8 protein-coding genes are annotated in these 10511 nt (G+C 59.6%); 5 read left to right on the top strand and 3 right to left on the bottom strand.

Going from position 1 to position 10511, the window contains the following annotated elements; translation table 11 throughout:
- A partial coding sequence (locus tag EYB53_RS25315; RefSeq protein ID WP_216863638.1) for a collagen-like triple helix repeat-containing protein occupies window positions 1–308 on the bottom strand: 308 nt, incomplete at its 3' end.
- A gap of 137 nt (window positions 309–445) precedes the next feature.
- Here EYB53_RS25315 and EYB53_RS11800 point away from each other — a divergent pair.
- The 5 genes from EYB53_RS11800 (at window position 446) to EYB53_RS11820 (ending at window position 5615) form a co-directional block, all read left to right on the top strand.
- On the top strand, window positions 446–688 hold the full coding sequence (locus EYB53_RS11800; RefSeq protein WP_135478387.1) for a hypothetical protein: 243 nt from the start codon (window positions 446–448) through the stop codon (window positions 686–688).
- 251 nt (window positions 689–939) lie between these two features.
- Window positions 940–1272, top strand: a complete 333-nt coding sequence (locus tag EYB53_RS11805; protein WP_135478388.1) for a hypothetical protein — start codon at window positions 940–942, stop codon at window positions 1270–1272.
- Window positions 1273–1303: 31 nt separating this feature from the next.
- Window positions 1304–2404, top strand: coding sequence for a mechanosensitive ion channel family protein (locus tag EYB53_RS11810; protein ID WP_135478389.1), 1101 nt, complete (start codon window positions 1304–1306; stop codon window positions 2402–2404).
- Window positions 2401–4269: a PD40 domain-containing protein gene (locus EYB53_RS11815; protein ID WP_135478390.1), complete on the top strand. Its 1869-nt coding sequence runs from the start codon at window positions 2401–2403 to the stop codon at window positions 4267–4269. Before EYB53_RS11810 ends, EYB53_RS11815 begins: the two co-directional genes overlap by 4 nt.
- 32 nt (window positions 4270–4301) lie before the next feature.
- Window positions 4302–5615 carry a DUF58 domain-containing protein gene (locus tag EYB53_RS11820; protein WP_254151036.1) on the top strand — a complete coding sequence of 438 codons (1314 nt, stop codon included), beginning with the start codon at window positions 4302–4304 and terminating at the stop codon, window positions 5613–5615.
- 65 nt (window positions 5616–5680) lie between these two features.
- Here the strand turns inward: EYB53_RS11820 and EYB53_RS11825 are convergent, their stop codons facing one another.
- A complete protein-coding gene (locus EYB53_RS11825) occupies window positions 5681–8809 on the bottom strand; it encodes an excinuclease ABC subunit UvrA (RefSeq protein ID WP_135478391.1) in 3129 nt (1042 codons plus the stop codon).
- Window positions 8810–9010: 201 nt separating this feature from the next.
- The gene (locus EYB53_RS11830; protein WP_371879104.1) at window positions 9011–10306 is read right to left on the bottom strand and encodes an MFS transporter; all 1296 of its coding nucleotides are present in this window, start codon (window positions 10304–10306) and stop codon (window positions 9011–9013) included.
- Window positions 10307–10511: the final 205 nt, after the last annotated feature.

Here is a 10511-nt window from a genome sequence, read left to right on the forward strand (position 1 = left end):
GGGTCGCCGGGTGCCCCCGGGTCGCCGGGTGCCCCCGGGTCGCCGGGTGCCCCCGGGTCGCCGGGTGCCCCCGGGTCGCCGGGTGCCCCCGGGTCGCCGGGTGCCCCCGGGTCGCCGGGTGCCCCCGGGTCGCCGGGTGCCCCCGGGTCGCCGGGTGCCCCCGGGTCGCCGGGTGCCCCCGGGTCGCCGGGTGCCCCCGGGTCGCCGGGTGCCCCCGGGTCGCCGGGTGCCCCCGGGTCGCCGGGTGCCCCCGGGTCGCCGGGTGCCCCCGGGTCGCCGGGTGCCCCCGTATGCACCGCTGGTTGCATGCACATGCTGCCAAATAGAGCGCATTTTATCCGGTTTCGTATGATGCAATCGCCCTTCGCTCACCAGACCGAGCCGTTTACGGCGAGGGCAGAATTGGTGTATGATACCATGATTGAGAGCTATGATGGAGCGTGCGATGTCTGTACGTCCGGCAACCCTTTTTTTACGTCTGGCATTGCGGCGGGCAGCCCGTGGAACGGGCTCGCAGCAGGCTTTTTTTGAACGGAGGACAGCAATGCAAGCTCTGCCACCCCTTCAGCAGATCCTGGGCACCATTCCCTGGGTACTGGTTGGAGGGTTGGCCCTGCGTGCGTATATTCCCGAACGAATGACCTTTGGGAACCCGCCGCAAGCCGCCGCCCTTGAGGGCGTGCGGTGAGGCGGGTTTCTCACTGGCTTCAGCCAGAGCATTGCGGTCAGTGAACACATGTGCTATACTGCTTCCAAGGTGGGCCTGCGGGCTGCACCGCTTTCGCCTTCGGGCGACGCACCTGAACAGCAGGAAATGTTGCCGGTTGCCGCGCCGAACTCCCGCGCGGCGTAAAACATTTTGGGTGTTCCTTTGCACGGTGCAACACGTTCCTTCGGGGACACAGGCTCGGACGGAGCCTTTGGGCGTTAAGCTCGCCAATGGGCGGGTTGGTCCAAGAAGCCGCGTGGCTTGAGCCACTGCGGAGCGTCACACGGACTGATGCCTGGGTTGATGAAGCCCTCGCCCACCCGATCTATGATGCCGCTGGCTACCCGGTACTTGCGCGGCCATACCTGATTTTGTTAAAACTAACGGCGGGACGTACCCAGGATCTTGCTGATGTGCAACGTCTGGTAGCCTATACCTCACAGGACGAGCGCAACGCATATCGGAGCCTAGTTGCGCAGGAGAACCCTGAGCTCGGCGAGGATCTTGAGGCGCTCTTCACCCTGGCAGATCTTGAGTTTGGGGCAAAAAAAGAAGGGGCTTGAAAAACTCCTCAGCCCGATATCAGAAAAGATTATGGTCGAAGCCTACGATGCAGCGAATAATAGTGCGATTTTTCAGGCCTACACCTTCCTGTTAGCCGTGATCGCCATTGGTGCGTTGATCGAGTTTGGGATCTTAAAGCTTCTGAAGCGCTATGCGATCCGTCGTAAGTGGTTCTTTGCCGAGGTTGCGCTCCGTGCGCTAGGTGGACAGGCGATCTTCTGGCTGAGCTTTCTCGGTCTGGCTTCAACGCTCGCGACGGTTGTGCCCGATTTGCGGATCGCGAGTGCGGTACGCCTGTTGCTGAACCTGATGGCCGTGCTGACAGCAATGAGTTTTCTGGTGCGCCTGGTGACGAATTCAATTCGGATCTATTTTATTCGCCATACAATGGGATCCATTTCGCTCCTCAATAATGTCTTGCGTGGTTTTACGTTTATCGTGCTCGGCACAACCGCGATGGCGTACCTCGGGGTTCCGATTGGCCCCCTCGTGACGATCCTGGCCGGTAGTTCGATTGGTCTCTCGCTGGCGCTGCGCGAGCCGCTTGCCAATCTCTTTAGCGGGATCATGATCCTGGCGACGAATAAGATTCAGCTCGGCGATTATGTCCGGTTGAGTACCGGGCAAGAGGGTTTTGTTGACGATATTCGCTGGGCCGACACCTATCTGCGTGAATTGACCGAAAATCTGCTCGTCGTGCCCAATTCGTTGATGACCAATACGATCCTGACCAATTTTGATCGCCCCAATTCTGAGTTCTTGATCTTTCTGCCGGTCGCGGTGCCCTATGATAGCGATCTTGCTCGGGTCGAAGCCTTGCTGGTTGAAGAAGGCCAGGGCATGATGCATGAAGAACTTGGCGGCGTGCCTGAACATACTGTTCGCGCTCGACTTGCTGCATTTGGCGAGCTCGGCGTGCAATTCAATATCATCCTGCGTACCAGAGAATTCAACGATCAGTTCCCGCTCAGACACGAATTTTACCAGCGTGTCTTTGCGCGCTTTGCCAGTGAAGGGTTGCCCCAGCCCATACCGATCCAGCGCATTCGGATCGAGCCGGTGCGTAACGGGACGGCGGCTGACCTCGATCAGTCTGGACGGAGTGAGCACATGGCAGGAGCCGAGCAATGACACGGCGAGCTGTGCGTAGAATGCGACCGCTACGCTGGATAGCGCTGATTCTCGTTGGTCTGCTCGGTCTCAGTGGCTGTGGCGCGGTCCTGCCCACGTCGGCGTGGAGTGATCTCTTTCAACCAACTGCCGTGCCACAGACACCCCCTGTGCCAACCCCACCGCCAGCGATCACACCAACCCGAGTTCCGCAGGAGACTGAACGGCTTGCTTTTGTCTCGGATCGCACGGGCAACCGCGAGATCTTTGTGATGAATGTGGACGGTTCTGGCCTCGCTCGCCTGACCAACGATCCTGGGAATGATGAGTCACCGGCGTGGTCGCCTAATCGTCAACTGATCGCCTTTGTCTCGGATCGCGATGGCACGCCAAATATCTATCTGATCAATCCTGATGGCACCGGGTTGCGCCAGTTGACGAATGAAGGCCGAGGTGCCGTTGACCCGGCCTGGTCGCCCGACAGCGAGCGGATTGCGTATGTCGCCGTGCGGAGCACCGGATCGGTCTTGATGATCCTCAATCTCGCCGACGGAAACCGAAGCGAGTTTTCCCGTGAATTGTCTGACATTGCCAGGCCATCTTTTAGCCCCGATGGTCGTTTCCTTGCCTTTTCGGCGCTTGATCCAGATGGTGAGGAGCAACGCGATATTTTTCTCGCCAGCCTCGCCAATGCCTCAAGGTTCATCAATTTGACCAATGCCGAGGGAGACGACGATCATCCCGTATTTAGCCCGGACGGGCGGCGGATTGCGTTTCAGAGTCGTCGTGATGGCACCTGGAAGATCTATGTGATGAATGCCGATGGTGCGGCAGCGACGCCATTGACTGAGGGGCCAGGCGATGCGCTCAACCCGAGCTGGTCGCGTGATGGGCAGCGCCTCGCGTTTGCCGCGAATCAGAGTGGGGCCTTTAACCTGTATACGATGCGTGACAATGGCGAAGAGATCCAGCAGATCAGTGGTCATCGGGCCAATGAAGTTGCCCCGGCTTTTCCGTCACCCCCACGCCTGCCCATCATCGCCACCCTTGCCGTCGCCACCGGCTCGGGCGGAACACGTAGCCTGAACCTGGTCACGCAGGGGCAGGAACAAACCTTGCGGGCGCGAACGCCCCTGGTTGATTATATAACCCCGGCCTGGTCGCCCGATGGCACCAAAATCGCCTATGCCGCCAATCTTGATGGTACCTACAATATTTATGTCATGAACGCAGATGGCACTGAACTGGTGAATCTGACCAGCAGCGAAGCCAACGATCTCCATCCCGTATGGTCGCCAGACGGCTCTCGCATTGCCTTCGAGAGTGACCGGAACGGGAACTGGGAGATCTTTGTGAGCGCACTTGACGATGCGAGCAACGTGCGGAATCTGACGAATCACCCTGGTGACGATGGCAATCCAACCTGGTCGCCTGACGGGACGCGGATCGCGTTTGCGAGCAATCGAACGGGCCATTTCGATATTTATGTGCTTGACATGTCAGCGGGCATGCAGCTACGCAATATTACCAATCATCCAGCCACCGACGTCTTTCCGGCCTGGTCCCCCGTGAGTGAACAGATCGTCTTTCGTTCGGATCGCGCAGGCACCAACGAGCTCTTTCTGGTTGAAAGTGACGGGCGACGTGTCCAACGACTGACGTTTGATCAGGCCGACAATACGACGCCGGCCTGGGCGCCGACAGGTGAACGGATTATCTTTGCGAGCAATCGTTCGCAGTCAGTGTTGCGTCGTCCGGGAACCCGCAACTATGGCATCTATAGCTTCGATCTCGTTTCGCTGACCATCGAAGCAATCCTGGTCAACGAACGTAGCCATGAATACCCGGCCTGGCGACCACAGCAACGCCCGGATCTCCATCCTTGACACCGGCTTATCACGGGGGTATGCTGCTCAGTATGGCAATGGTCTTACGTCCACTCTTTGTCTTGCTCCTGGCTGGAGCAAGTTTTCTTGCGGCCCAGGGTACTGGTCTGCGGCTCTTTTTTCATTTGAGTTATCTGCTGCTGGCCCTGCTGGTTCTTTCGTTCATCTGGGCCTGGCTGAATCTACGTGGCCTCGAACTTGAACGCGAAACCCTGACTCCCAGGGCAACGGTGGGCGAGTATGCCCGCGAGCGGATTATGATTCGCAACCGCTGGATCTTGCCCAAGCTCTGGATCGAGTTGCGTGATAGCTCGGATCTGCCCCACCACGGGGCCGGTTTTGTCGCCTCGCTCGGCGGGCGCGAACGAGGTCGCTGGCTGTCGCGTACCCGCTGCACGCGCCGCGGGCGCTTTCGCCTTGGCCCGTCCACCTTGATCAGTGGCGACCCCTTTGATATTGTGCGCCTGCAACGCCAGATAGCCTCAACCAGCGAAATCTTGGTCTACCCGCAGACAGTCGATCTGCACGATTTTGCCTTGCCGGGGGCGGATCTCCCCGGAGGTCAGGCGACACGCGCACGAACCTTTCACTCATCGCCCAATGTAGCGACCATCCGCGACTATGTTCCCGGTGACGCGATGAACCGGATTCACTGGCGTTCGACTGCACGCACCGGACAGATGATGGTGAAAGAGTTTGAACTCGATCCGAGTGCCGATGTCTATCTGGTGCTCGATATGCAAGAGCGTGCGGTGGTACGGGATACGCGGGTCTTGAGTAGCGTGATGCGTCGTGATCGCCGCGTCATGCGCGGGCCCTGGTGGTCACGCTCGGCCCAGGCCGACGATCTGGATGAAGCCGAGCTCGCCAGCACCGAAGAGTACGCCGTCACCGCAACGGCCTCGCTGGCCCGAACCTTGCTGAGCCAGAATCGCATTGTGGGCATGGTTGCGTGGGGCCAGCATCGCGAAGTCATTCCTGCCGAACGTGAGGCACGCCAACTCTTCAAGATGCTTGAAGCCCTGGCGGTCTTGCGTGCCCATAGCACCAGTTCGCTCGCCGAAGTTCTGCTCGCCGAGAGTCAGCGCTTTGGACGCAACTGTTCGTTGATTATTGTAACCTCGTCACTCGACGAACGCTGGGTCGAGGCGCTGCAACAGCTACGCTATCGCGGGGTGCGCGCCGCCGTGGTGCTCGTTGATCCGCAGAGTTTTGGCGGCTGGCAGAGTCCCGAGCTAATCTTGCAGCGTCTGGCAGAACTGCGGGTGCCAACGTATCGCATCCAGCAGGATCAACCGCTTGCTGACGCTTTGAAAATGCCAGTGAATCTGGATCTGGTGGCGTGACATAGGTCTATAAGAATCTCTGCTTCGCTGGTTGAAAAAGCTAGCGAAGCAGAGATTCCCCACCCTTAATCGGCGGCGGCGCGGTGCCCGGCGAGGTGCAGAACCTCGCGCAGAAAGTGTCCGGTATGCGAGCCTTCGACCTCGGCAACGTGCTCGGGCGTGCCGGTGGCAACCACGTAGCCGCCGCCGTCGCCGCCTTCGGGTCCCATGTCAATGACCCAGTCGGCGGTTTTGATGACGTCGAGGTTGTGTTCGATCACAATGACGGTGTTGCCCGCATCAACGAGCCGGTGCAGCACATCGAGCAGATGCTGGACATCGGCAAAGTGCAGGCCCGTCGTTGGTTCGTCGAGGATGTAGATCGTCCGTCCCGTCGCGACGCGGGCGAGTTCCTTCGCTAGTTTGACCCGCTGCGCTTCACCGCCCGAAAGGGTCGTCGCCGGCTGCCCAAGACGAACATAGTCAAGCCCGACATCGTGCAAGGTCTGCAAGATGCGCCGCACGCGCGGTACGTTGTCGAAAAATTCGAGCGCCGTCTGCACATCCATCTCGAGCACATCGGCAATTGATTTGCCCTTGTATTTGACTTGCATGGTCTCGCGGTTGTAGCGCTTGCCTTTGCACTCGTTGCAACGCACCCACACGTCGGCAAGGAATTGCATGTCAATTTTGATCTCACCGTTGCCTTCACAGGTCTCGCAGCGCCCACCTTTGACATTGAAGCTGAAGCGACCGGCGGCATAGCCGCGCAAGCGCGCTTCGGGAGTATTAGCAAAGAGATCGCGCAGCAGATCAAAGAGTTTGACGTAGGTCGCCGGATTCGAGCGCGGGGTGCGCCCGATCGGTTGCTGGTCAATGTCGATCACTTTGTCGAGATGTTCAAGCCCATTGAGTGCCGCATATGGCCCCGGTTTCAGTTGCGCTTTATTGAGCCGGTTGGCCAGCGCAGGATAGAGCGTCTCGGTGATCAGCGATGATTTCCCCGACCCGCTGACCCCAGTGACGGCGATGAAGGTGCCGAGCGGGAAACGAACGCTGACATCGCGCAGGTTGTTGAGCGTTGCACCCTCAAGACTCAGCCAGGCTTCTTCCCCCTCAAGCGGGCTCGTTTCGGCGATCCGCTGCGCAGCCTTGCCCCGTCGCTGCGGCAGCGAGGCAGCGGTCTTGTCGAGACGGCGCGCAATCGTTGAGGTGAGCAACGGGCTACGCCGCGTGGCGGGGATGGCGATTTCGAGCTGGCCACTCAAATAGTGGCCCGTCAGCGAGTCAGGATGCGCGGCGATCACCGCAGGTGGGCCACTCACAACGACCTCACCGCCCTTGACCCCAGCCCCGGGGCCAAAATCAACGATCCAATCGGCGGCCTGCATCGTCTCGAGGTCGTGCTCAACGACGATCAGCGTATTGCCGAGGTCGCGCAGCCGCAAGAGCGAGTCGAGCAACTTGCGATTATCGCGCTGATGGAGGCCGATGCTTGGTTCATCGAGAATGTACATTACCCCGACCAACCCCGAACCAATCTGCGACGCCAGGCGAATGCGTTGCGCCTCGCCTCCGGAAAGCGTCGGAGCCGGGCGCCCCAGGCTCAAATAGTGCAAGCCGACATTTAACAGAAAACCGAGGCGTTCCCGGATTTCCTTCAGCACATCATCAACGATCTGCAACTGAGTCGGATTGAGCAACGTGGACTCTTCGTCTGGCGCAGGCTGTTCGGTCCGACCAGCGATGTGCAGCACCCAGGCATGCGCCTCGTGAATATTTTTACCCCCAACCTCGGTGATGGTCGTACCAACCACGCGCACCGCCCGGCTCTCGGGGCGCAGACGGGCACCCTGGCACTCGGGGCAAGGCTGCTCGCTCATATACTGCAGGTAATACTCGCGGGCCATATCGCTGCCGGTCTGCATAAAACGACGCCGGATCTCGGCGGCCACGCCCTCCCATGGGCGATAGAACTCGCCGCGGCTCCCATTCTCACTGGACCAGGAGAAGCGGACCTTCTCTTTGCCACTACCAAAAATGATCACCTCGCGCTGCCGCTCGGTCAGTTCGTCCCAGGGTGTATCGAGGCTAAACGCATAGTGGGAGGAAAGCCCCACAATCGTCTTGTACGACCAGGCATCAGTCTTTTTGCGCAACTCGCCCCAGTAGGTGACGGCCCCCTGATTGAGCGAGAGTGCCCCATTGGGCACCAGCAGCGTCGGGTCAACTTCAAGGCGCGTCCCGAGGCCGGTACACGACGGGCATGCCCCCTGCGGCGAGTTGAACGAGAACATCTGCGGTGTCAACTCAGGAAACGAGATGCCACAATTGGGGCAGGTATTGCTCTCGCTCATCAGCCACTCTTCGGGGGGTGCCTGAACAAAGTCTGTTGAGATGGATGCAGCAGAGTGGGCCTGCACACTGACGATGACACTGCCTTCGCCAACGCGAAGCGCCTGCTCGATGCTATCGGTGAGGCGGGTAACAAAAGCCTCGTAGTCGCTGCCGGCGGCGGCCTGCGCCACGCCAATCGTTGCGCTAACTGGCGCCGGGGCAGGCGTGGCAGCCTCGGGATCAGGCATCACGAGGCGATCAACGACAACCTCGATCGTATGCTTCACCTTCTTATTGAGCCGGATCTCCTCATCGAGCGTACGGATTTCGCCGTCCACCCGCACCCGCACAAAGCCCTCGGCCTTCGCCTCGGCAAAAATATCCTTATATTCACCTTTGCGCTGGGCCACAAGCGGGGCCAGCAACAGAAAGCGCGTCCCAGACGGCAGATCGAGCACCCGATTGACCATCTGCTCAGCACTCTGCGAGGCAACCGGCTGACCGCACTGGTGGCAATGCTGTGTACCAACGCGGGCAAAGAGCAGGCGCAGATAATCATAGACCTCGGTGACAGTGCCGACGGTTGAACGCGGATTCTTGCTCGCACTCTTCTGCTCAATCGCAATCGCGGGCGAAAGGCCCTCGATCAAATCAACCTTGGGTTTCTCCATCTGGCCGAGAAACTGGCGCGCATAGGCCGAGAGACTTTCGACATAACGGCGCTGGCCTTCGGCATAGAGCGTATCAAAGGCGAGCGAGCTCTTGCCTGAGCCACTGACGCCAGTCAAAACAACGAGTTGATCGCGGGGTAACTCAAGGTCAACCGCCTTGAGATTATGTTCACGGGCACCCTTGATAAGGATCTTATCTCTGGCCATACGTGCGTATTCCCACTATTCACGCCAATGCACCAGAAACACGAAGTCGCGACAGGGGATACTGTCCGATCTTCGTGTTCCTGGGAACCTGTCGGGGCACGGCGGCGCCGTGCCCCCACGTGCCCCCACCCGCCATGTTTCTATCGTTTTTCGGAACAGTCGTGCTATAGTATAACACACCTCGGTCGGCGAAACAATCGGTCAATCGCCCGATCCTGACATTTCCGCCTCGACGCGCAGCGGGGCAGGCGCCTTTTGTGGCGCAGGGACACCAACCAGCTGAGGGCGAAGCACCAGGGTCAGCACGATGGCTGCGCTACCAATCAAGACCGAGCCAGTGAGATACGGTGCCAGCGGCCCAACGGTGTCGAAGAGAAAGCCAGCCATAAGCGGGCCGACGATCATCGTCAAACTATTCATTGCCTGCGTGCCACCAAGCACACTGCCCTGCTCCTGAGCCGAAACACTGCGCGAAATCAGGCTCGTCAGGCTCGGCGTAGCCATCCCACTGCCAATCGAGAGCAGCGCCAGCGTCGGGTAGAGCATCCAGGCGACAGGCACAAAGGCAATGCCCAGGAACGCCACCGTCATCAGCGCCAGACCAGTCACGGCCAGACGAGCCTCACCAAACATCGGCACGAGCTTGCGAATGAGGAAGCCTTGCATAATCACCGCCATCAAACCGATGAAGGCGAAGAGAAAGGCGATTTGCATCGGGCCAAACCCGAAGCGGCTTTCGGTAAAGACCGCGAAGTTGCTCTGGAGACCGGCGAAGGCCAGGTTGAGCAACAGAATGCCCATCAAGAGCGGGCGAATGCTCTCGCGCTGAACGACCGCTGAAAGGCGACGGAGCGGATTGAGGCTGCCCATCTTTTCCGTGCGGCGCTCTACCGGCAGCGACTCGGGCAGCGTGAAGTAGCCGAAGATCACGCTGGCGAAGATCAGGGTTGCCGAAGCAAAGGCCGGCGCACTCAGGCTAATCGTGCTGAGCAGGCCGCCAATGGCCGGGCCGAGCATAAAGCCGAGGCCGAAGGCTGCCCCGATAAGGCCCATCCCACGCGCCCGTGTCTCGGGAGTTGTAATATCGGCGATGTAGGCCTGAGCCGTGCTGATGCTGCCGCCGGTAATGCCTGCGGCAATGCGCGACACAAAGAGCACCGCCAGCACTGCCGTCGCACCGAGTGGCTCGAAGCGGTCAGCCAGGCCAAAGAGCACATACGAGAAACCAGCACCGGTCAGGCTCAAGAGCAGCACCGGGCGACGCCCAAACCGATCCGAGAGACCACCGAGGATCGGCGCAAAGAGAAACTGAAAGAGCGAATAGGAAGCCGTCAACGCCCCGACGACCAGCGCATAGTTCGCGGCCATCCAGGCGGGGCTATTTGTCTCGATCATTTTCACATAGAAGGGCAAAAGTGGCAGCACAATGCCAACGCCCAGTAAGTCAATAAAAATGGTGAGAAAGATAAAAATTAAGGGTGAACGCGAGTTTTTCACGATAGTTTTCCTCAAAAGCTTTGCGGCCTGAAATGTCCCACCCACAATATAGCACACCGCACGAACTTTGTCAACCATTTGCACAGGTTTTGTTAGGGCGATTGCATCTTCCGTGCATGCACCCCGCCAGGGCACCCGCAAGGGGTGCCCGTACACCGGGCCCGGCCCACGGCCCCGTAGGGGCACCCCTTGCGGGTGCCCCGTT

Source organism: Candidatus Chloroploca mongolica (assembly GCF_004762035.2).
GTDB lineage: Bacteria > Chloroflexota > Chloroflexia > Chloroflexales > Chloroflexaceae > Chloroploca > Chloroploca mongolica.